A 21,151-nucleotide genomic window follows, 5' to 3' on the forward strand; every position below is an offset into this window, starting at 1 on the left:
TTCCGCGTGATCGCGCCGAAGCGGACTTGACGGCGAGCACCGGTGGTCGATCAGCCCGACGAGGCGGTTCGACCGGGGCAGGCAACCGTCATGCGAGCGCGGTGAGCGTCGGCGCGGTAGCCGTGCCGCCGGGCAGCGTGGGCAGTGCATCGAGAAGCGACGCGGTATACGGGTGCGACGGCGCGTCGAATACCTGCGTGACCGGCCCGCTTTCGACCACGCGGCCGCGTCGCATCACGAGAATCCGGTCGGCCACGTGATGCACCACGCCCAGGTCATGCGAGATGAACAGCATCGCGGTGCCGTGTTCGGCCTGCAGATCGGCGAGCAGGTCGAGCACTTGCGCCTGGATCGACACGTCGAGCGCGCTGACCGGTTCGTCCGCGACGAGCAGCGCCGGGTTGGACGCGAACGCGCGCGCGATCGCGACGCGCTGGCGCTGGCCGCCGGACAATTCGCGCGGATAACGGTCGAGGCACGCCGCACCGAGCTGCACTTCGTCGAGCAGTTGCAGCACGCGGCGGCGGCGCGCGTCGCCGTGGAGTCCGACCACCTCGAGCCCTTCGCCGATGATCCGGCCGACCGAATAGCGCGGATCGAACGAACTGTACGGGTCCTGGGCGATCAGTTGCAGCCGCGCACGGCGGGTGCGCCGCGCGGCTTCGGGGATGCCGCTCCATGGCTGGCTGTCGAGCGTGACGGTGCCGGCGTCGGGTTCGACGAGCCCGAGCACGATCCGCGCGACCGTCGATTTGCCGGAACCGGATTCACCGACGATGCCGAGCGTCTCGCCGCGCGCGAGCGAGAACGACACGCCGTCGACGGCGGCCGGCGCATCGCGGCCGCCGTAGCGCTTCGTCAGCGCGTCCACGGCCAGCACCGGTGCCTGCGCGTCGATGCGCTTCGGCGGCAGCGGCACGCGTTCGGCGGTCGCCAGCCGGAACCCGCGCGACGCGGCGGTGGGAATCGCCGCGAGCAATGCACGCGTGTACGGATGCGCCGGTGCGCTCAGCACGTCGCGTGCCGGCCCCTGTTCGACGACCTGGCCCGCGCGCATCACGAGCACGCGGTCGGCCAGCTCCGCGACGACCGCGAGGTCGTGGCTGATCAGCAGGATCGCGTCGCCGGCGTCCCGGCGCGCACGCAGCAGCGACAGGATCTGGCGTTGCACGGTCATGTCCAGCGCCGTGGTCGGCTCGTCGGCGATGAGCAGCGACGCGCCGCCCGCGATCGCGGTGCCGATCAGCACGCGCTGCCGCAAGCCGCCCGACAACTGATGCGGATACTGCGGCAGCCGCCGCTCGGGATCGTCGATGCCGACCGAGCGCAGCAGGTCGGCGCTGCGCGCGGCGACATCGCGCCGGCGCGTATCGTGCAACGCCTCCGCGACGAGGTCGCGCACGCGCCACAGCGGGTCGAGCGACACCAGCGCGTCCTGCAGCACGTAGCCGATCCGGCGGCCGCGTATCGCGCGCCAGTCGCGCTCGCGATGGCCGCGCGCATCGATGCCGGCGATCTCGAACCGGTCGGCGTCGATCACCGCGTGCGGGCCGTTCAGCCCGACCAGACTGCGCGCGGTGACCGACTTGCCGGAGCCCGATTCGCCGACGAGCGCGACGCATTCGCCGGCATGCACGGCAAGGTCGAGCGGGCCGACGACGGGCTGCGTTCCTCGCGGGCCGCGAAACCCGATCGTCAGGCGCTCGATGCGGGCCAGCGGCGCGGCGGATGAGGTCGTTGCGCGCGCAACGGTATAGGGCGTGCTCATGCCGCCTCCCGATGTTCGAAGCGCGCCTGCCAGTAGCCGCCGAGCGCGTTCACCGCGATCACGGCCGCGGTGATCGCGAGGCCGGGCCATACGGCGATCCACCACGCGTTGTACAGATAGTTGCGGCCCTCGGCGAGCATCAATCCCCATTCCGCGGCGGGCGGCTGCGGTCCCATCCCCAGGAAGCTCAGTCCCGACGTGCCGATGATCGCGGTGCCCATCCCGATCGTCGCGAGTACCGGTACCTGCGCGATCGCATGCGGCAACACGTGCCGCCACACCAGCACCGCCGGCGCGAGGCCGAGCGTGCGCGCGTGTTCGACATAGCCGGATGCCGCGACGACGAAGGTCTGTGCCCGCACCACGCGTGCGAAGCGCGGCACCGACGCGACGCCGAGCGCGAACACGAGGTTGACTGCGCCGGGGCCGGTGAACGAGATCAGCATCAGCGCGAGCAGCAGGTCGGGAAACGCGGACACGACGTCGAGCACGCGCGTGATCAGTTCGTCGAGCCAGCCGCGCGCGAGGCCGGCGAACAGCCCGAGCGCGGTGCCGAACAGCGTCGCGACGCCGATCGCGGCCGCGCTGATCGACAGCGAGTAGCGGGCGCCGTACACCACCCGCGAGAAGATGTCGCGGCCGAGCTGATCGGTGCCGAGCCAGTGCTCGGCGCTGCTGCCGAGCTGCGCGGATAGCGGATCGGCCGCCAGCGGGTCGTAGTGCGCGAGCCAGCCCGGTGCGACGACGGCGATCGCGTTCAGCAGCAGATAGACGGCGGCGAGCGCGAGGCCCGGATGGCGGCGCAGCCAGCCGGCGGCGGCGAATGTCGCGGGCGGGCGCAACGTGAAGTCGATGGGCGTGGACATCGAAGTTTCCGGTTCAACGCGCTGCGCGGCGATCGCGCAGGCGGGGATCGATCAGCAGGTACAGCAGGTCGACGGCCGTGCTGAGCGCGACATAGATGGCCGCCGACAGGATCGCGATCGCGAGGATCACCGGCATGTCTTTCGACAGCACCGCGTCGACCGTCACCTTGCCGAGGCCGGGCCGGCCGAACACCTGCTCGGTGATCACCGCGCCGCTCAGCAGGCCGCCGACGAGCCAGCCGGCGAGCGTGACGGCCGGCAGCGCCGCGTGGCGCAGCGCATGGCGCACGCGCAGCGCGAGTCCGCCGATACCCCACGAACGTACCGTCAGCGCGTACGGCTCGTCGAGCGCGCGCTCGATGCCTTGCCGCAGTACGCGGCCGATCACCGCGCCCTGCGCGAGCCCGAGCGACAGCGCGGGCAGGACGAGCGACGCGAAGCCGCGATCGCCGGCTACCGGGAACAGCTTCAGCGTAAAGCTGAACACGAACAGCAGCATGATGCCGAGCCAGAACGACGGCGTCGACGCGAGCAGCAGTTCGACGCCCGACGCGGCGCGGCCGGCCCAGCGGCGGCCGGCGGTCAGCACCGCGAGGCCGACCGCGAACACGATCGTCACCACCAGCGCCGCGCCCGTCAGTTTCAGCGTCGGCCACAGCTGGCCGAGCACGAGCGGCGCGACGTCGGTGTTCAGAATGTACGAGCGGCCGAACTCGCCGTGCAGCACGCGCCACAGGTAATGCACGTATTGCAGCGCAAGCGGCTCGTCGAGCCCCCATTCCTGGCGGATCGCGGCTTCGATCTCCGGCGTGCTCAACTGCTCGCCGATCAGGATGCTGACGATATCGCCCGGCGCGAGATGCACGGCGGCGAACGACAGCGTCACCGCGGCCCACAGCACGAGCGCGCCGGTGGCGAGCCGCGTCGCGATCGGCGAACGCAGCCAGCGGCGCCATGCGGCCGGCGGCGCAGCGGCAGGCCGCGCGTCCGGGACGGAGACGAAAGCGGACGACGGACGGTTCATGGTCGATTCTCCTGTCGGGGCGGCGCGATGGGCGATGCGAAGCAGGCCGGCAAGCGTCGGCTTACTTCTTCACCCACACGTCGTACGGGTTCTCGGGCATCTGCGCGAACGAGCGGAAGCGCAGGCCCTGGACCGCCTTCGCGGCGGCGATCTGGTCTTCCGGCTCGTACAGCGGCAGCGCGTACGCCTGCTCGTTGATCGCGAAGTGCTGCAGCTCGCCGTACAGCTTCTTGCGCTCGGCGACGTTCTGCGTGCGCGCGGCCGCCTGCAGCCAGCGCGTCAGCTCGGGCGCCGCCGCACGGCTGTAGTTCAGCGCGCCGCCGCGATCGACGGGCAGGTAGTGGCCTTCGATATCGATACCGTCCGGCGGCGTGTTCGAGTTCGCGATCGAGCCGAACTTGCCGCTCTTGCGCGCCTCGACGTACGTGCCGTCGTCGACGTACTGGATCTTCAGGTCCACGCCGAGTCGTTGCCGCGCTTGCGCCTGCAGCGCCTGCAGCAGCACGTCGCGCTGGTCGCGCACGGTCGCCTGCGCCTGGACGACCGCGATCGTCAGCCGCTCGCCGTTCTTCGTGCGGAAGCCGCCGCTGTCGCGTGCGCTCCAGCCGGCTTCGTCGAGCAGCTGGTTCGCGAGCTTCGGGTTGTTGCCGTAGGTCTTTTCGATCGACGCGTCGTAGAACGGATCGATCGGCGACGTGATGCCCCATGCGCGCGTGCGCTCGCCGCGGTAGATCGATTGCACGATGCCGGTCGTGTCGAGCCCTTCGAGCAGCGCGCGGCGCACCTTCACGTCCTGCGTCGGGCCGTAGCCGACGTTCAGGAACAGCGAGTACGGCGTGCCGGTGTTGAGCGCGCGGCGGTAGGTGAAATCGGCGTTCTTGCGGATCAGCGCGGCGTCGTTGCCGGACACGCCCTCGATCACGTCGACCTGGCCGGACAGCAGCGCGCCGGTGCGGACCGACGATTCGGGCAGGAACCGGTAGACGACCCGGTCGAGATACGCGGGGCCCTGGTGGCCGGCGGTCGGCGGCGCCCAGCGATAGTCGGGATTCTTCGCGAACTCGATTTCCTGGCCCTTCACGTAGCGGCGCAGGATGAACGGGCCGGTGCCCGCGATGTCGGGGCCGCCCGATTTCAGGCCGGGCCGGTCGAACGCGTTCGGCGACAGCAGCGGCAGCCGGCCGGCGAACGTCAGGAACGGCGCATACGGCGCGTCGAGCGTGATGACGACCGTGTGCTCGTCCGGCGTCTTGACGTCGGCGACGTGCGAGATCAGCCGCGCGAGCTGGCTGCCGGCCGCATACGACAATTCGCGCGCATTCAGGAAATTGCGGGCGACGGCCTTCGCGTCGAACGGCGCGCCGTCGGTGAATTTCACGCCGTCGCGCAGCGTGAACGTATAGGTCTTGCCGTCGGCGGAGATCTTGTAGCCGGTCGCGAGCCACGGCACGTAGCTGCCGTCGGGCTTCTGCGCGAGCAGGCTTTCGTACGCGTTGCGCAGCAGCAGCTCGACCTTGTCCTGGCCGTTCAGTTGCGGGTTCAGCGTACGGGGCTCGGTTTCGACGCCCCAGGTCAGCGTGCCGCCCGCGACGGGCGCGCCCTGGGCGAAAGCCGCATGCGGCAGCGCGAGCGCGAGCAACAGCGCAGCCGATACGGTGCGGCGCGACGCGCGCAGCGCGGAATCCGGAAATGCGAATGTCATGCGAGAAAGCCTTTTACGAGGTGGATAGCGGTGGATGCGGTTCGCTTAGTCGCGCGGCACGTCACTTCATGCGTTCGCGTGGATGCGCTCGTGGTCCCGGGCGGTATCGTCCGCTGTCGGGGCCGGATAGAGATCCGGGATCAGGATTTTTCTCAGCCAGACGAGCGGCGTGCCGAGCGCGTTCGTCGAGCGGTCGAACGGCTGGTAGCCACCGCGCTCGTAGTACGACTGCAACCACGGATGGTTGGTCGCGGTCGCGAGGTACGTTGCAGGCGCCTTGATTTGCGACGCCAGGAACCGCGTCTCGACGTGCGCGATCAGTGCGTTTCCGAATCCTTGTCGCTTGAACGCGGGGGCGACCGCGAACCAGTGCAGGAACGGATAGGGCGTGCGATGGCGTTCGCCGGACACCCACGGAAACCGCACGGTCAACGTGGCCGCGAGCGTCGTGCGGCCGTCGGGTGTCGCGTGTTCGAGCACGAACGTCGTTTCGCGCGCGACGGTCTGCGCGACGCGTTCGATCGGCGAGCGCGTGATCGTGAAGTGCACGCCCTGCGCGGCGAGCGGCGCGTAGGCGTCCTGCAGCAACGCGTAGACGGCCGGCACGTCGTCCGCGCCGGCGATGCGGATCGTATCGGTCATGGCGCGGTGCCTTCGAAGTCCGGTTGATGCGTGGTCGTGCGCGCGTGCGGGGCTCGCGCGTTCGATCCGCCGAGCGTGTCGCGCGCCGCCGCGGTGTCGTGATCGTCGTCGGCAGGGACGCCGGCGAGCAACCGCAGCGACGCAATCCGCGGCGCGGCATCGGCGACCGGCGTGTCGACGACGAATTCGGCAATCCCGTGACGACGATGCAATGCGTCGAACTCGCGCAGCACGTCGTCGCGCGTGCCGTGCACGATCCGCGTTTCGCGCGGCTCGATCCGGTGCGGGCCGCCGCCGGCCTGACGAATGTATGCATGCGCCTGTTCGAGGCTGCCGACGTTGACGCCGGGTGTGTCGCCCACCTGCACGCGAAAGCCCTGATGTCCGCTCGCGAGTTGCGCCGCCGCGTCGCGGGTGTCGGCGACGATCGCGGAGACGGCCAGCAGCGGCGTGCGGCCGCCCGACGCCTGGCGATAAGTGTCGAACGTGCGTTCCAGATCCGTCGCGGAGGCATTCAGGTGCGACGCGTAGACGAACGCCCAGCCGAGCCGCGCGGCGAGCGCGGCGCTTTCCGCGCTCGCGCCGAGCAGGAACGGTTGCGCGGGCTCGGGCGGGCGTGGCGTCGCATGCAGCGTAGCGCCACCATCCTGGCCGGCTGCATCGGCTGTCGCATCGTCACCCTTGAGATGGCGATTCAACTCGTCGGCCAGATCGGCGAACGACGCGCGCCGCGCCGGATCGTAGCCGGCCTGCAGCACACGCGTCGACAGCGGCAGGCCGCCCGGCGCCTTGCCGATGCCGAGATCGACGCGACCGGGCGCGAGCGACGCGAGCAGGTTGAAGTTTTCCGCGATCTTGTATGGACTGTAGTGCTGCAGCATCACGCCGCCCGATCCGACCCGAATGCGTCGCGTATGCGCGAGCACGTGGGCGATCAGGATTTCCGGCGACGGGCACGCGAGCGCGGCGGTGTTGTGATGTTCGGCGAGCCAGTAGCGGTGATAGCCGGCCGTATCGGCGAAGCGTGCGAGCGATACGCTGCGCGCCAGTGCGTCGGCGGCGGTTTCTCCAGGTGCGGCGGGGCTCTTGTCGAGCACGCTCAAGCGGAACGGCAGCGCGGACAAAGCGGACAAATCGAAGTGGGAACGGAGGGCGTCGAACGTCATGATGATGCGATCGGCGCGGGTCGAAACGGCCTGATCAACGGATTTTGCATGCCGAATTATTTTGCGTCGACGTTCGCACGGTCAAACAATCAAGAAGAATATCGAAAGCCGAAAATATTCGTTCCGGCCGCCCGGGGGGCTTGCGCTATGGTCGTTGGCTGCGCGCCTCGCGGCGCGTGCGTGGAGCCTGCCCGACGATCCGACGCGCGTACGCTCGCCGTCGCGCTGTTCGCGGGCACGCTCCGATTCTCCGATCGAACGGAATCACGAGGAATGCGAATGAACCAGCAACGCGAACGACGTAAGGCCCTCACGGCGACCGGAGCCGCGTCATGAGTGGCGCACGCAGACGGCTGAAGACGCTCGTCGGCGCGGCGAGCGTGCTCTACGCGCCCGGCGATGCGGATGTCGCACAGGGCGTGCGGCGCGCGGCGTCGCTCGCGCGCAAGGCGGAAGCCGAGAAGATCACCGGCCTCTTTACCGCCGACCTGTTGCAGGCCGATGCGGCGGGCCTCGCCGGGACCACCGGCAGCCAGGAGCCGATCGTCGCGCTGGCGGCGCTGAGCCAGGCGACATCGGCCATCGGGCTCGTCGCGACTGTGTCGACGACATATCACCATCCATACAACCTCGCACGGCTGATCGGCACGCTCGATCACGTGAGCGGCGGCCGCGCCGCGTGGAACGCGGTCACGTCGTCGGTCGGCGAGGAGAATTTCGGCGATGCCGCGTTGCCCGACCCGGAGCAGCGTTATGCGCGCGCGGCCGAATTCGTCGAAGTCGTCAACGCGCTGTTCGACGCGAACGATCCGCGCGCGACGCGGCGCGGGCCGGGCGGCGGCATCTCGGTCGATCCGTTGAAGCTCGGCGCGATCGACTATCGCGGCGCGCATTTCCAGGTCCAAGGGCCGCTGAACGTGCCGCCGTCGCCGCAACGGCGGCCGGTGCTGTTCCAGGCGGGGCAGTCGGCAAGCGGCGTGGCGCTCGGCGCGCGGTATGCGGAAGTCGTCTACACGTCGCAGCCGACGCTCGACGATGCGCGCCTGTTCGTCGCCGAGCTGCACCGGCAGGCGGCCGCATTCGGCCGCGGCGACCGGCCGCCGCTCGTGATGAACTCGTTTCATTCGGTGATCGGCGAATCCGATGCCGACGTCGCGCGGCGCTTGCGCGACAAGCATGAACGCATCGACTACGAGCAGGGCAGGTTGAAGCTCGCCGACATGCTGGGCGGCGGCGTCGACCTGAGCGGCCTGCCGCTCGACCAGCCGTTGCCGTCATCGCTGCTGCCGGCGATCGACAGCGTGCACCGTCGGCGCGGACGCGTGGCGATCTTCGTCGGCTACGCGCGCCAGCGGCTGATGCTGCGCGAGCTGATCATCCGCGCGCAGGAGACCGGCCACTGGTTCGTCGCCGGCACGCCGGAGCAGCTCGCCGACGCGATCGAGACGCGTTATCGCGCGGGGCTCGTCGACGTGCTGTCGCTGCACGGGCTCGGCCAGCCGGACCAGGAGGACCTGCTGCTCAACGGCTTGCTGCCCGAATTGCGGCGGCGCGATCTGCTCGATACCGACTATGTGGGCGGCGATTTCCGCGCGAATCTGGAACTGCCGGCGTTGCGGCGCGAGGCCGTGGCGGCGTGAGCGGATGACCCGCGTACCGGGCGAGGCCGTTGGCCGGTGCGCGGTTCGGCGCATATCGCGCGATCAGATATCCATCGCAAAAATAACCATTTGGTACACGCTTCGGCGCGCATTACAGTCACGCCTCCTGCCGGCTGCCACGCCGGTCGTTCCGACGTTATTTCAGAAATGCGCCACATGAATCGTTTGATGCGTTCCAGGGTCCGCCGTGTCGCGGCCGCGCTGTTCGTGCTCGGCCTTGCGCCGATTTCCCATGCGGCCCAGCCGACGTTGCGCGTCGGCATCGACGCCGAGTCGTACCCGCCGTTCTTTTCGAAAGATGCCGGCGGCAAGTGGAAGGGGTGGGAAATCGACGTGCTCGATGCCGCGTGCGGCAAGCTGAACGTACGGTGCGAGCTCACCGACATTGCGTGGGACGGCCTGATTCCGGCGTTGCAGAACCACAAGATCGACGTGATCTGGTCGTCGATGACGATCACCGGCGAGCGGCAGAAAGCCATCGATTTCAGCCGTGCTTATTACGAATCGCCGACGGTGTTCGTCGGCGCGAAAAGCGACCGGCGCCGCGTCGACTGCGCGGTGCCCGCGACCTTCAAGGGCAGCGTGATCGGCGTCGAGGCCGGCACCAACTTCTCGGCGTTCCTCGATGCCCGCTTCAAGCAGGACGCGCAGATCAAGGCGTTCGACAAGTTCGACAATGCGCTCGCGGATCTGGTGTCCGGCCGCGTCGACTACGTGCAGGAAGGCAAGGGGCTGTTCACTGCGTTCCTTGCGTCGCGCGACGGCAAGGACTTCGAGGTCAAGGCCACGTGCGCGGACAATCCGGTGCTGGGCCTCGGCATCGGCGCGGGCGTGCGCCGTGGCGATGCGCTGCGCGGCAAGCTGTCGACCGCGATCGCGCAATTGCAGCGGGACGGCACGTGGGATGCGATCACCGCCCGCTATCCGAACCTGAAGGGCACGATCGAGAAGGGTCGTTGAGCGCATGGCCGCGGACGATTCGCTGCTCGCGTTGCTCGCCTTCGGCGACGGCGGGTATGGCCGCGTGTTCGCGGGCGCGTTCGTGCTGACGTTCGGCGTCGCGGCCGCGTCGTTCTGCACCGGCGTGCTGCTCGGCATCGCAGGCGCGCTCGGCAAGCTGTCGCGATACGCGGCGCTCGTGTGGCTGGCGCGGCTCTACACGATGCTCGTGCGCGCGCTGCCGGAGCTGTTGTGCCTGCTGCTCGCGTTCTACGCGGTCGCACCGGCCATCGAGAACGCGCTGCGCGGCAGCGGCATCGTCTCCGGCGACTTCGCGTTCGACCCGTTCGTCGTCGCCGCGCTGTCGCTCGGTTTCATCCAGGGTGCGTATCTCACCGACATCTTCCGCGCGGCGCTCCTCAACGTGCCGGTCGGCCAGATCGAAGCCGCGCACGCGTACGGGATGACGCCCTGGCAGACGTTCACGCGCATCCGGCTCCCGGCCGCGGCGCGGCTCGCGCTGCCGGGCGTCGGCAACGTGTGGCTGAACGCGACCAAGGACGCGTCGTTCATCAGCGTGCTCGGATCGTTCACGGATCTGCTGAAGGCGAGCCAGCTCGCGGCCGGTGCGACGCGGCACTACGTATTCTTCTATCTGGTCACGGCCGCGCTGTTCCTGCTGCTGAGCATCACGTCGACCGGCATTTTCGCGGTGCTCGAGCGGCATGCGAACCGCGGCACGAGGCGCGCGACGACATGATCTTCTCGCTGCCGTTCCTGCTCGACACGGTGATGCCGAAGCTGCTCGCCGCGGTGCCGACGACGCTCGCGCTGACGCTCGTATCGGGTGCGGCCAGCGTGCTGCTGGGCGTGCCGCTCGCGCTTGCCGCCGGTGCGCGCCATACGCCGCTGCGCTGGTCCGCGCGCGGCTGGCTGATGCTGATCCGCGGCACGCCGCTCCTGGTTCAGCTTTATCTGCTGTACTACGGATTCGGGCAGATCGTCCCGCGCGAATGGATGCGCGACAGCTGGGCGTCGCCGCTGCTGCGCGACGCGTTCTGGTACGCGATCGTCGCGCTGAGCGTGAACGAGAGCGCGTACGTCGCGACGATCCTGCGCGGCGCGATCGCCGGCGTGCCGGCCGGCGAGATCGAGGCCGGCCACGCATACGGGATGACGCGCCTGCAGGTGCTGCGCCGCATCGTCGGCCCGCGTGCGTGGCGGCTTGCGCTGCCCGCGCTCACCGGCGAGGCCATCCTGCTGCTGAAATCGACCGTCCTCGCGTCGACCGTGACCGTGTTCGACGTGATGGGCACGGCCAATACGCTGCGCTTCGAGACGTTGCGCGTGTACGAACCGCTGGCCGGTGCGGCGATCGTCTATGTCGTGCTGGTCGCGTTGCTGACCATTCCTGCCGCCCGTCTCGAGCAGCGCATCAATCGCTACCTGACGCGCCAGCCCGACGAACGCGTGCCTGCCCGGCGCCGCCGCGCGTCGTCGGGCGCGTGGGCGGCACCCAACTGATTCCTGCCTTGGTACCGATTTCGACGATGTCCGATCCTCGCCCCTTGCTGTTTTCCCTGTATGAACAAGCCAGCGTCGGCTGCGGCGGCGCGCCGAGCCTGTGGACTCATCCGGCCGACGAGCGGCTGCGCGCGAATACCCTTGCGTTCTGGTCGAACCTCGCGCGCACGGCCGAGCAGGCCGAGCTCGACATGCTGTTCTTCGCGGACGTGCTCGGCCTGTACGACGTCTATGGCGGGTCGGCCGACGCGGCGGTGCAGTGGGCGGTCGAGGCGCCCGCGAACGATCCGATGATGCTGATTCCGGCGCTCGTCGCCCAGACCGAACGGCTCGCGTTCGGGGTGACGGCGAGCACGACCTACGAGCATCCGTTCGCGCTCGCGCGCCGCTTCAGCACGCTCGATCACCTGAGCAACGGCCGGATCGGCTGGAACATCGTGACGTCCTACCTGACGAGCGCGGCGCGCAACTTCGGGCTCGACCAGATGATCGGCCATGACGAACGCTACGCACGCGCCGAGGAATTTCTCGACGTCGTGTACAAGCTGTGGGAAGGAAGCTGGGCGGACGACGCGGTCGTCGCCGACAAGCACGCGCCGCGCTATGCGCGTGGCGACCGCGTGCGGCCGATCGCGCACGAAGGCGCGTACTATCGCGTGCAGGGGCCGCACGTGTGCGCGCCGTCGCCGCAGCGCTCGCCCGTGCTGATCCAGGCCGGCTGGTCGGGGCGCGGGCGCGCGTTCGCGGCGAAGCACGCGGAGGTGGTGTTCGTCGCGAAATCGAATCCGCACGAGATTCGCGCGGGCCTCGACGAGATTCGGCGGCTCGCGGCCGAACGCGGCCGCGCGGCGGACGACGTGAAGTCGCTGACGGTGCTGCGGATCGTGACGGCGCGCTCGTCGAGCGACGCGAAGGAGAAGTATCACTCGCTGCAGCAGCACTATCACCAGCACGCGCAACTCGTCAGCTATGCGGGCGACACCGGCATCGACATCGACCGCTATGCGGACGACGAACCGCTGACGACGCAGACGGAAGGCCTGACGTCCTACGTGATGCGGCCGGACGGCAGCGGCAAGCCGCTCACCGCCGGCGACGTGCGGCGCAAGTTCGCGAGCGTCACGCGCGGCACGGACCTGATCCTCGTCGGCGCGCCGGACGAAGTCGCGGACCAGCTTGCCGAGCATGCGCGGCAGTCGACGACGAGCGGCTACATGCTCAATCCGCTGATCAGCCCGGGCACGCTCGACGATTTCGCCGAACTGATCGTGCCGGAACTGAAGAAGCGCGGCCTGTACCGGACGACGCCGGCGAGCGGTACCTTCCGTTCACGGCTGGGCGGCCGCGATCGCCTGCCGGACACGGCTTATGGCGCGTCGTTCCGGTTTCCCGTGCCGGAAGCGGGCTGACCAACCGATCAATGCCGAACGACTTTCATCGGAGTGGCGTGACATGATCGATGACATACTGTTCCTGCCGCAACTGCATCGTGCCGACCGGAATCTTCCGGCATGAATAGCGCGACGAACGAAACCATGGAGGCGACGCGGCGCGAAGCTCGACCCCATCGATCGGCATTGCCGCCCGTCCTGAGCGCCGCGGGCATCGCGAAACGCTTCGACGCGACCGTCGCGCTGGCGGCGCTCGACCTGTCGATCGGCGCCGGCGAAGTCGTCGCGCTGATGGGCGCGAACGGCGCGGGCAAGTCGACTTTCGTCAAGATCCTGAGCGGCGCGCTGCAAGCGGACGGCGGCACGCTGACGCTGCGCGGCGAACCGTATCGGCCGGCGTCGCCGCACGTGGCCAAGCGGCTCAGCGTCGCGACCGTGTACCAGTCGGTGGCTGACGCCGTCGTGCCGACGCTGTCGATCGCCGACAACCTGCTGCTGGACCGGCTGTGCGACCCGGCCTCGCCATGGCGCGCGCCGCCAGCCGCGCGGCGTGCCGCGGCGCGTTCGTTCGCCGCGCGGGTCGGGCTCGACGTCGATCTGGCGGCGCCGCTCGCCACGCTGTCGCTGGCCGATCAGCAGCGCGTGACTCTGGCCCGTGCGCTGGCCGGCCAGCCGTCGTTGCTGATCCTCGACGAGCCGACCGCCAGCCTGTCGGCGGCGGAGGCCGATCGACTGTTCGAGCTGGTGGATGCGTTGCGCCGCGATGGCGTCGCCATCCTGCTGGTGTCGCATCGGCTCGGCGACTTGCGTCGTATCGCGGATCGCGCGGCGATCGTCCGCGATGGCCGGATCGTCGCGGATCTGGCCGCGCCGATCGATTTCGACGCTGCGGTGGAAACGATGATCGGCCGGCCGTTGCCGCGTACGCGTGCGGTGGCGTCGGAGCGGGTCGCACCGGCCGAATCCGGGCCCGGATCAGGCTTCAGCGTGCGGCAGATCCGGTTGACGCCGACCAGCACGCCGTTCGACCTCGATGTCCGGCGCGGCGAGATCGTCGCGATCGCGGGCCCGGTCGGCGGCGGCAAGTCGCGCTTCGCGCGGACGATCTTCGGCGCGGTGCGGGCGGCCGCCGGCGAGATGACGCTCGACGGCCGGCCGTGGCGGCCACGTTCACCGGCCGATGCGATTCGCGCCGGCGTATTCCTGGCCGGCGAGGATCGCTGGCGCACGTCGCTGTTTCCCGACAGCGTCCCGTTCGCGTCGATCGCGGGCACCATCGGCTTTCCGTTCCTGTCGCGCTGGTTCGCGAGTGGCGCGGTGCGTCGAGCGCGCGAACGCACGGCGGCCGCCGTGGCGATCGCGCGGTTCGGGATTCGTTGCGAGGGGCCGGACGATCGCGTCGCGCACCTGTCCGGCGGCAACCAGCAGAAGGTCGTGCTCGCGCGCTGGCACGCCGAGCCGGCGCGGCTGTTGCTGCTCGATGAACCGTTCCAGGGCATCGATGCGGGCGCGCGCGCCGATATCGTCGATACGCTGCGGCGTCATGCGCATGAGCGCGCGACGATCGTATTCGTCAGCGATCTCGAGGAAGCCGCCGAGATCGCCGATCGTATCGTGCGGTTCGATCGCGCGACGCTCGATGGCCTGCCTCCGACTTCTTCCATCGTGGGTGCCTGCTCATGAAACCCGTGACTTCTTCCGCTGTACGTCAAGCAGCATCCGTCGAACGGTCGTCGCGCCCCGGGCCGGCGCGCATCCGTGATGCGCTCGAGCGGACAGGCATCCTGCTCGTGCTGGCCGTCCTCGTGGTCGTGTTCGCGCTCAAGGAACCCGCGTTCCTGAACCTCGACAATCTGTTCAGCATCCTCCAGGCGGTGTCGATCGTCGCGTTGCTCGGCATCGGCGTGACGGTCACGCTCGCGGCCGGCGGTTTCGACCTGTCGGTCGGCAGCGTGGCCGCGACCGCGCAGATGGCCGCGAGCTACGTGCTGGTCGTCTGGCACGGCAGCACATGGGCGGCCATGTTCGCCTGCGTCGTGCTCGGCGTGGCCGCCGGCTTGTTCAATGGCTTGCTGATCACGCGGCTGCGCGTGCCCGACCAGCTCGCGACGCTCGGCACGCTGTTCCTGCTGGCCGGCCTGCAGTTGATCCCGACCGGCGGCCGCTCGCTCGCGACCGGCTCCGTGCTGCCCGACGGCACGGACGCGACGGGCGTGTTCCCCGACGCGTTCCTTGCGCTCGGCCGGCTGCGCGTGTTCGACGTCGTACCGCTGCCGGTGCTGCTGCTCGCGGCGGTGACGGTGCTGGCCTGCGTCACGATGGAAGCGACGCGCTGGGGCCGCGTGATCTATGCGATCGGCGGCAACGAAACGGCTGCGCGGTTGGCCGGCGCGCCGGCCGCGCGCTACCGTATCGCCGCGTATGTCGTGTCGGGCGCGATCGCATCGTTGGGCGGCGTGCTGATCGCCGCGCGGGTCGGCCGCGGCGACGTGAGTGCGGGACACTCGCTGCTGCTCGACGCGGTGGCCGCCGCGCTGATCGGTTACGCGGTGTGGGGCGCGAAGCGGCCCAACGTGTTCGGCACGGTCGTCGGCGCGGTGTTCGTCGGCGTGCTGCTCAACGGGCTCACGATGCTGAACGCTCCCTACTATATGCAGGACTTCATCAAGGGCGTGCTGCTCGTGCTGGCCCTCGCGTTTACGTTCGGCATCGGTCGCCGGGCGGATGCCCGGGCGTGACGGGTGAGGTCGCCTGGCGGTCGCGCTGGCACGGAAGAGTGCGGAGAATCGGCGGCCTGAACCGTTTGTCATCCAAAGTAATATCGATTGCCGAATCGGTCGGTTTGAGTTCGTGTGCCGTGCTGATAGATTGAGTCGATATCGTCCTGTACGGAGACAGACACGTCATGCGCTCGTTGCTTCGCCGAAAGTCGCGCCTCGAACCGAAACTCGGTGCACTCGTATTGGGCGCCGCGCTCGCGCTCGGTGTGCCCGCGGCACACGCCGGCCCGCTCAAGGGCGCGCCCGCGCCGTTCGACAAGGGCGGCGTGAAGATCGCGCTCGTCAACTACCTGTCGACCGGCGATTTCTTCCAGGCCTACGAAGCCGGCGCGCAGAAGCAGGCACGCGCGCTCGGCATCGATCTGCGCATCTACGAAGGCCGGCAGGACGCGGCCGAGCAGCGCGAGCAGATTCAGCAGGCGATCAGCATCGGCGTGTCCGCGATCATCGTCAATCACGGCTTGCCGGAATCGCTGAAGGACGTCGTTCAGCGCGCGCTCGACAAAGGCATCAAGGTCGTCGCGTTCGACGTCGATCTCGCCAATCCGAAGGTGCCGCAGATCGAGCAGAACGATCGCGACCTCGCGAACCTGCTGCTCGATCAGGCCGTGAAGGACAACGGCGACGCGTTCTCGGCCGGGTACGTGTATGTGGCCGGATTCGCGCCGCTCGATCGCCGCGACGCCGCGTGGCGCGATTTCAAGCGCGCGCACCCGAAGGTGCAGGAAAAGGCGCGCTGGGGCACCGTCGACAATCCGATCGCGCAGTCGGTCGCGAACCAGGCGGCCGCTGCGTACCGTGCGAATCCGGACATTCGCGTCGTGTTCGCGCCGTACGACGAGTTCGCGCGCGGCGCGAAGCTCGCGGCCGACGAGGCCCGGCTGTCGTCGAAAATCCGCATCTACAGCGCGGACGTGTCCACGGCCGACATCGCGGCCATCCGCGCGCCGAACAGCGCGTGGGTCGCGACGGCCGCGACCAATCCGGCGGTCGTCGGCGCGGTGTCGGTGCGGGCCGCGGCGTTGCTGGTCGCCGGGCAAAATCCGGGCGCGCGCATCGCGGTCAAGCCGACGCTGATCACGCGCGACGACCTCGTGAAGAACGACATTCGTACCGTGGCCGAGCTCGGCGCGAAGTTTCCGGCGTTCCGCGCGAGCGACGCGGCGACGGCCGCGTGGATTCCGGCGCTCGACTGATCGCGCTGGCATGCAGCGAACCGATCGGTCGCCTGCGTGCCGCCTACCCATGACTCGACCATGACGACCCTGAACGACTATCTCGCGCAAAAGCGCGATGCGTGGCACGCGAAGCAGCAGGCCGCCCGCAACGATCCCGATTTCAAGGCGACGCCGCTGAAGGCGACCGTGCGCGCGCTTGGCCGCAGCGGCGTGCGCGAGATCCGGATTCGCGATTTCCAGGTGATCAGCGACAGCCCGCCCGATTTCGCGGGCTACAACCTCGGGCCCGCATCGCCGGAGTTGCAGCTCGGCGTGCTCGGCAGTTGCCTCACGCACATCACGTTGATCCAGGCCGCGGAACGGGGGCTGAAGATCGACGCGATCGAAGTCGAAGTCACCGGCGACCAGCATCCGCTCGCGCAGCAGCCGGGGTTCGAGCATGTGCCGGTATTCCCGCACAACCTTCGCTATACGCTGGACATCGTGTCGCCGGAGCCGGCGGATGCCATTCGTGCATTGCATCAGGCGGTCGAGGAGGTGTGCCCGATCTTCAACCTGCTGCGGCTGCCGCAGCACATCGACGGGGAATTGCGGCATACCAGCGGGTGATGCGCCGACGCGTTGTCGCACGGTCGAGTTTTGAATTGAAATCGATCCATTGTGATAAGAATACTTATCCCGATGGTCGTGATGCGAAAGCGTGGCGTTGACGGATTCGCACCATCGCGCGCCCGAGGAGGGCGGTCACGACGCTAGTTTCCCGGTTCCTTCGTCACGTCATGACGATAGGCGCGCGGCGAGCAGCCCACGATGCGCTTGAACGCATGGCCGAACGCGCTATCCGAGTCGTAGCCGAGCCGCTGCGCGATCGCCGAGATCGACGCATTCGAGCGGCGCAGTTCGCGCATCGCCAGCTGTATCCGCCACCTCAGCACGTATTCGAGTGGCCCGAACCCCAGCCGCCGCTTGAAATGCAGCGCGAACGTCGAACGCGACACGTGGCAGCAGGCCGCCAGCGCGTCGACGGTCCAGCGCCGCTCGGGTGCCGCGTGAATCGCGGCCAGCGCCGCGCTGACCCGCGCATCCGCGAACCCGGCCAGCCACCCGACATCGCCGTTCGCGCCGGCGTCCACGTAGCGCCGCAGGATCTGCACCAGCATCATGTGTCCGAGATGTCGAACCATCAGCGACCCGCCCGGCGACGACGCGCCGAATTCCCGTGCGAGCTGCTGCAGCGACCAGCGCAGCACCGCCGCCGGTTCGGAATCGCCGCTCACGATCACCACGGGTGGCAGGCTGCCGAGCAGCAGCGGCATGCGTTCCTCGTACGCGAAGCGGCCGCCGATCAGAAAGCAGTCGGCCGGCTCGCCGTAGTGCGCGACACCGCGTTCGAGATGCCGGTACACGTCGGCCGCAGGCACCGGCGCGACCGACGGATCGCTCGCCAGCGAAAATGCCCGTGGCGCGGCGAGCAGGAAGCAGTCTCCCGTGCGCAGCCGAACGGGCGGCCCCGCACCGTCGACGGTCAGCCAGCAGCTGCCTTCGACCACCGCGTTGAACTTGATTCCGTCGGGCGGGGGAAGGTCGACCGCCCACGGGCCGCCGGCGCGCAGGCCGGTGAAAAACGAGTCGCGCGTTTCCAGCAGCGACAGCACTTCCGATAGCGGGTCCACGCGCATTCCCCGGACGATCTCGACGAAAAACCGGATTCTATTGCATTCACAGTCCGGATGCGCCGCTGGAGAATGCGTTCGTGCAGTGACGCGGCCGATGGGCGGCTGCGTACTTCGCGCACCGTTTCTGGAGCTTTCGATGACGAGCAGGCAGCATCCCCTTCATTCCGGATTCGACGCCGCCTCGACGGCGAGCGACGTCCTGGCCGGCCTCGACCTGCACGGCAAGACCGCGGTCGTCACCGGCGGCCATTCGGGTCTCGGCGTCGAAACCACGCGGGCGCTGGCGCAGGCCGGTGCGCACGTCGTCGTCGGCGCACGGAGCGTCGCGGCCGCGCGCGAGGCGACGCACGACATCGCCGGCGTGGAGATCGCGGCGCTCGAACTTGCCGACGCCGCGAGCGTGGCCGCATTCGCCGCGCGGTTCGTCGATGCGGGACGCCACGTGCATATCGTCATCAACAGCGCGGGCATCATGGCGTGCCCGGAGACTCGCTTGGGCGACGGTCGGGAAGCGCAGCTGGCCGTCAATCACCTCGGTCACTACGCGCTCGTCAACCGGCTGTGGCCCGTGCTCGCGCATGGCGGCGGCGCCCGCGTGGTGGCGGTGTCGTCGCTCGGGCACCGGCTGTCGCCGATCCGCTGGGACGATATCGATTTCGCGCGTGGTTACGACAAATGGCTCGCGTACGGGCAGTCGAAAACCGCCAATGCGTTGTTCGCGGTACAGCTCGACGTGCTCGGTGCGCCGTTCGGCGTTCGCGCGTATTCGCTGCATCCGGGCAAGATCGCGACGCCGCTGCAGCGTCATTTGACGCGCGAGGAAATGATGGCGCAGGGCTGGGTCGACGAACACGGCGTGCCGATCGATCCGACGTTCAAGACGCCCGCGCAGGGAGCGGCAACCCAGGTATGGGCGGCGACGTCGCCGCGTCTGGCCGATCTCGGCGGCGTCTATTGCGAGGATTGCGATGTCGCGACGGTGACGCTCGGCGACGAGGAATCGGGCGTGCGGCCGCATGCGATCGATCCGGAGGACGCGGCGCGGCTGTGGGCGTGGTCCGCGGCGGCGACGGGCGTCGATGCGTTTGCGGCGCGGGGCTGACGCCCAGGCATTCGCCAGGCCGGGCGCCGCGCGGGTATCGGCGGCGGTTCGATACTCGCGCGCGGCAAGCTAGCCGCGCGCCTGCCGCAGCGCGCGCCCCATCTCCGCGATCGGCATCGCGACGATTGAATTCAGCAACCGCATTTCCCCGGCGTCCGGATGCGCGATGTTTCGCACTTCATCGAGCGTCTGCTCGACGTGACGATCGAGCGGCTCGAGAAAGCGCTGCAGTTCACTGGCGGCCGCTTTCTCCCTGAGCCCGAGCGCCTGACCGAACGCGACCAGCGCATTCGCGTCGATATCGGCCCGCGTCGCATGCCCGAGCGGCATCGTCAGCTCGCAGTGCGGCCAGTGATCGCCGCGATGGTCGGGCCGGTGCGTCGGCGTGTGATACACGACCGTGCTGACGATGTCGTAGAACGGCGCGAGCCGGTAGCCGCGCGCGTCGACGAAGAACGACAGGTTCTTCAGGTGCGCGTCGGCATTGCCGACCACCACGTTGAACACAGTCCAGCGGAACACCGACAGGCGTGTCAGTGCGCGCGTGCTGGTGCGGTCGATCGCGCGGGCGAGCTCCTGCGCATTCGCCCGCTGGTACTTGAAACCGCGGTCGTAGTTGAGCAACTGCATCGCGTCGATCGTATGCACGCGCCCGGCCGGTTCGGACGCGATGTCGCGGTCGAACCGGTCGATCACGTAGCAGGCGGACGGCGCGCGCAGGAAATGCACGTCCGGCACGTCGAGCCCCATCTTCTTCGCGAGCTGCATGCAGAAGAACTCGTTGATCGCCGAATGCGGATAGCCGGCCGCGCGCATGTCGGGTTTGAGCAGGTGCATCGACGGTTCGCTGCCGACCGGCTCGAACAGCGCGTAGTCGGGCGCATCGCCGCGCAACACCAGCAGCAGCTTCTGCTGCGCGCCGGCCGCCGACATGCGCTTGGGCGCGGTGGCGGTCAGCGCGCGCTCGGGCATCGCCAGGATCCGGCGCTCGAGTTCGTCGAGCGACAGCGGCTGCAGGCCGCCGGGCGTTTCCTGCTCGCCATCGGCCAGCAGCGTCAGCGCGCCGGCCGATTCGCGGCCGAAGTATGCGAGCAGGCCCCACGCGTCGGCCGCATCGACCTTCGCCTCGCGCGCGAGCGACGTGCGCATGCCCTCCTCGGGCAGCAGGTTGTCGAAGAACCACTGGACCGGGCGATCGGTCGATGTGTCGGTGAACACGCCCGCGCGCAGCGGAAACGCCGGCGACAGCGGATATGCGACGGGTGACGCGAGCCATTGCGGGTCGTACGCGAACGACCAGATCCCCTTGTCGTCTGTCAGCGTGCCCATGCGCACGCCGTTCGCGGATGCGATCAGCGTTCTAGCCGCCATGGCTGCTCCTGCGGCGTTGCGCGGCCTTCAGCGCGGTGGCTTCGGAGATCTCGATCGACGACTCGGCATACAGCCGCACGCCCAGTTCGCCCAGCAGCAGCATGACCTTGCCAATTTGCGCGGTTGGCTTGCCGGCTTCCACCTGGCTGATGAATTTCGGCGACAGCCCGGTCGCGTTCGCGAGTTCGTCCCGGGTGAACCCCTGCTGGATTCGCGCGGCGCGAATGAAGTGGGCGAGCGCGCCGATCGTGTCGACGGATTGGGACTCCGACATGACGTTCTCCGTGCTTCGTATCTGATCGGGAACAGTATTGCATACCTCATCGGATTCGGCAGCAATTCGTATTCGTACGGGAACGAA

The 21,151-nt window shown here is 69.0% G+C and carries 19 protein-coding genes; 10 read left to right on the forward strand and 9 right to left on the reverse strand.

Annotated features, from left to right (window positions below; genetic code table 11):
* Positions 1-88: 88 nt before the first annotated feature.
* From SY91_RS33920 to SY91_RS33945, 6 genes are all read right to left on the reverse strand, one after another.
* Positions 89-1,768 (reverse strand): dipeptide ABC transporter ATP-binding protein, encoded by a 1,680-nt coding sequence (locus tag SY91_RS33920; RefSeq protein WP_043887721.1) that lies wholly within the window; start codon positions 1,766-1,768, stop codon positions 89-91.
* Positions 1,765-2,634 carry an ABC transporter permease gene (locus SY91_RS33925; RefSeq protein WP_023476586.1) on the reverse strand — a complete coding sequence of 290 codons (870 nt, stop codon included), beginning with the start codon at positions 2,632-2,634 and terminating at the stop codon, positions 1,765-1,767. The genes SY91_RS33920 and SY91_RS33925 overlap by 4 nt, the downstream gene beginning before the upstream one ends.
* 13 nt (positions 2,635-2,647) lie before the next feature.
* Positions 2,648-3,658, reverse strand: coding sequence for an ABC transporter permease (locus tag SY91_RS33930; protein ID WP_006481286.1), 1,011 nt, complete (start codon positions 3,656-3,658; stop codon positions 2,648-2,650).
* A 61-nt stretch (positions 3,659-3,719) separates the two neighbouring features.
* Entirely contained in the window at positions 3,720-5,360 is a 1,641-nt protein-coding gene (locus SY91_RS33935; RefSeq protein WP_023476587.1) for an ABC transporter substrate-binding protein, read from the reverse strand.
* A gap of 66 nt (positions 5,361-5,426) precedes the next feature.
* Positions 5,427-6,002 (reverse strand): GNAT family N-acetyltransferase, encoded by a 576-nt coding sequence (locus SY91_RS33940; RefSeq protein ID WP_023476588.1) that lies wholly within the window; start codon positions 6,000-6,002, stop codon positions 5,427-5,429.
* The gene (locus SY91_RS33945) at positions 5,999-7,168 is read right to left on the reverse strand and encodes an MsnO8 family LLM class oxidoreductase (RefSeq protein WP_023476589.1); all 1,170 of its coding nucleotides are present in this window, start codon (positions 7,166-7,168) and stop codon (positions 5,999-6,001) included. The genes SY91_RS33940 and SY91_RS33945 overlap by 4 nt, the downstream gene beginning before the upstream one ends.
* A 332-nt stretch (positions 7,169-7,500) precedes the next feature.
* On the opposite strand from SY91_RS33945, the gene SY91_RS33950 reads away from it, so the two are divergent.
* From SY91_RS33950 to SY91_RS33990, 9 genes are all read left to right on the forward strand, one after another.
* The gene (locus SY91_RS33950) at positions 7,501-8,808 is read left to right on the forward strand and encodes an NtaA/DmoA family FMN-dependent monooxygenase (RefSeq protein WP_043887724.1); all 1,308 of its coding nucleotides are present in this window, start codon (positions 7,501-7,503) and stop codon (positions 8,806-8,808) included.
* A gap of 177 nt (positions 8,809-8,985) precedes the next feature.
* A complete protein-coding gene (locus tag SY91_RS33955; protein ID WP_034175607.1) occupies positions 8,986-9,789 on the forward strand; it encodes a transporter substrate-binding domain-containing protein in 804 nt (267 codons plus the stop codon).
* Positions 9,790-9,793: 4 nt separating this feature from the next.
* Positions 9,794-10,528, forward strand: a complete 735-nt coding sequence (locus SY91_RS33960; RefSeq protein ID WP_023476591.1) for an ABC transporter permease — start codon at positions 9,794-9,796, stop codon at positions 10,526-10,528.
* Positions 10,525-11,292 carry an ABC transporter permease gene (locus tag SY91_RS33965; RefSeq protein WP_023476592.1) on the forward strand — a complete coding sequence of 256 codons (768 nt, stop codon included), beginning with the start codon at positions 10,525-10,527 and terminating at the stop codon, positions 11,290-11,292. The genes SY91_RS33960 and SY91_RS33965 overlap by 4 nt, the downstream gene beginning before the upstream one ends.
* A gap of 26 nt (positions 11,293-11,318) precedes the next feature.
* A complete protein-coding gene (locus SY91_RS33970) occupies positions 11,319-12,701 on the forward strand; it encodes an LLM class flavin-dependent oxidoreductase (RefSeq protein ID WP_043887726.1) in 1,383 nt (460 codons plus the stop codon).
* Positions 12,702-12,803: 102 nt separating this feature from the next.
* On the forward strand, positions 12,804-14,366 hold the full coding sequence (locus SY91_RS33975) for a sugar ABC transporter ATP-binding protein (RefSeq protein ID WP_185921491.1): 1,563 nt from the start codon (positions 12,804-12,806) through the stop codon (positions 14,364-14,366).
* The gene (locus SY91_RS33980; protein ID WP_043887729.1) at positions 14,363-15,421 is read left to right on the forward strand and encodes an ABC transporter permease; all 1,059 of its coding nucleotides are present in this window, start codon (positions 14,363-14,365) and stop codon (positions 15,419-15,421) included. The genes SY91_RS33975 and SY91_RS33980 overlap by 4 nt, the downstream gene beginning before the upstream one ends.
* A gap of 167 nt (positions 15,422-15,588) precedes the next feature.
* Positions 15,589-16,659 (forward strand): substrate-binding domain-containing protein, encoded by a 1,071-nt coding sequence (locus SY91_RS33985; RefSeq protein ID WP_006481279.1) that lies wholly within the window; start codon positions 15,589-15,591, stop codon positions 16,657-16,659.
* A 60-nt stretch (positions 16,660-16,719) separates the two neighbouring features.
* Positions 16,720-17,250 (forward strand): OsmC family protein, encoded by a 531-nt coding sequence (locus SY91_RS33990; RefSeq protein WP_023476598.1) that lies wholly within the window; start codon positions 16,720-16,722, stop codon positions 17,248-17,250.
* Between the two features lie 143 nt (positions 17,251-17,393).
* Here SY91_RS33990 and SY91_RS33995 read toward each other — a convergent pair whose 3' ends face one another.
* A complete protein-coding gene (locus SY91_RS33995) occupies positions 17,394-18,314 on the reverse strand; it encodes an AraC family transcriptional regulator (RefSeq protein ID WP_023476599.1) in 921 nt (306 codons plus the stop codon).
* Positions 18,315-18,453: 139 nt separating this feature from the next.
* Between SY91_RS33995 and SY91_RS34000 the strand changes: the two genes are divergently transcribed.
* A complete protein-coding gene (locus SY91_RS34000) occupies positions 18,454-19,419 on the forward strand; it encodes an SDR family NAD(P)-dependent oxidoreductase (protein ID WP_023476600.1) in 966 nt (321 codons plus the stop codon).
* Positions 19,420-19,488: 69 nt separating this feature from the next.
* Here the strand turns inward: SY91_RS34000 and SY91_RS34005 are convergent, their stop codons facing one another.
* Positions 19,489-20,790, reverse strand: a complete 1,302-nt coding sequence (locus tag SY91_RS34005; protein ID WP_023476601.1) for a HipA domain-containing protein — start codon at positions 20,788-20,790, stop codon at positions 19,489-19,491.
* Positions 20,780-21,064, reverse strand: coding sequence for a multiprotein-bridging factor 1 family protein (locus tag SY91_RS34010; RefSeq protein ID WP_011545460.1), 285 nt, complete (start codon positions 21,062-21,064; stop codon positions 20,780-20,782). Before SY91_RS34010 ends, SY91_RS34005 begins: the two co-directional genes overlap by 11 nt.
* Positions 21,065-21,151: the final 87 nt, after the last annotated feature.

The organism is Burkholderia cenocepacia, assembly GCF_014211915.1.
GTDB classification, from domain to species: Bacteria; Pseudomonadota; Gammaproteobacteria; order Burkholderiales; family Burkholderiaceae; genus Burkholderia; species Burkholderia orbicola.

Excerpts from the sequence above, each read along its gene's own strand:
- SY91_RS33920 (WP_043887721.1), bottom strand. The coding sequence starts at position 1,768 with ATGAGCACGCCCTATACCGTTGCGCGCGCAACGACCTCATCCGCCGCG.
- SY91_RS33925 (WP_023476586.1), bottom strand. The coding sequence starts at position 2,634 with ATGTCCACGCCCATCGACTTCACGTTGCGCCCGCCCGCGACATTCGCC.
- SY91_RS33930 (WP_006481286.1), bottom strand. The coding sequence starts at position 3,658 with ATGAACCGTCCGTCGTCCGCTTTCGTCTCCGTCCCGGACGCGCGGCCT.
- SY91_RS33935 (WP_023476587.1), bottom strand. The coding sequence starts at position 5,360 with ATGACATTCGCATTTCCGGATTCCGCGCTGCGCGCGTCGCGCCGCACC.
- SY91_RS33940 (WP_023476588.1), bottom strand. The coding sequence starts at position 6,002 with ATGACCGATACGATCCGCATCGCCGGCGCGGACGACGTGCCGGCCGTC.
- SY91_RS33945 (WP_023476589.1), bottom strand. The coding sequence starts at position 7,168 with ATGACGTTCGACGCCCTCCGTTCCCACTTCGATTTGTCCGCTTTGTCC.
- SY91_RS33950 (WP_043887724.1), top strand. The coding sequence starts at position 7,501 with ATGAGTGGCGCACGCAGACGGCTGAAGACGCTCGTCGGCGCGGCGAGC.
- SY91_RS33955 (WP_034175607.1), top strand. The coding sequence starts at position 8,986 with ATGAATCGTTTGATGCGTTCCAGGGTCCGCCGTGTCGCGGCCGCGCTG.
- SY91_RS33960 (WP_023476591.1), top strand. The coding sequence starts at position 9,794 with ATGGCCGCGGACGATTCGCTGCTCGCGTTGCTCGCCTTCGGCGACGGC.
- SY91_RS33965 (WP_023476592.1), top strand. The coding sequence starts at position 10,525 with ATGATCTTCTCGCTGCCGTTCCTGCTCGACACGGTGATGCCGAAGCTG.
- SY91_RS33970 (WP_043887726.1), top strand. The coding sequence starts at position 11,319 with ATGTCCGATCCTCGCCCCTTGCTGTTTTCCCTGTATGAACAAGCCAGC.
- SY91_RS33975 (WP_185921491.1), top strand. The coding sequence starts at position 12,804 with ATGAATAGCGCGACGAACGAAACCATGGAGGCGACGCGGCGCGAAGCT.
- SY91_RS33980 (WP_043887729.1), top strand. The coding sequence starts at position 14,363 with ATGAAACCCGTGACTTCTTCCGCTGTACGTCAAGCAGCATCCGTCGAA.
- SY91_RS33985 (WP_006481279.1), top strand. The coding sequence starts at position 15,589 with ATGCGCTCGTTGCTTCGCCGAAAGTCGCGCCTCGAACCGAAACTCGGT.
- SY91_RS33990 (WP_023476598.1), top strand. The coding sequence starts at position 16,720 with ATGACGACCCTGAACGACTATCTCGCGCAAAAGCGCGATGCGTGGCAC.
- SY91_RS34000 (WP_023476600.1), top strand. The coding sequence starts at position 18,454 with ATGACGAGCAGGCAGCATCCCCTTCATTCCGGATTCGACGCCGCCTCG.
- SY91_RS34005 (WP_023476601.1), bottom strand. The coding sequence starts at position 20,790 with ATGGCGGCTAGAACGCTGATCGCATCCGCGAACGGCGTGCGCATGGGC.
- SY91_RS34010 (WP_011545460.1), bottom strand. The coding sequence starts at position 21,064 with ATGTCGGAGTCCCAATCCGTCGACACGATCGGCGCGCTCGCCCACTTC.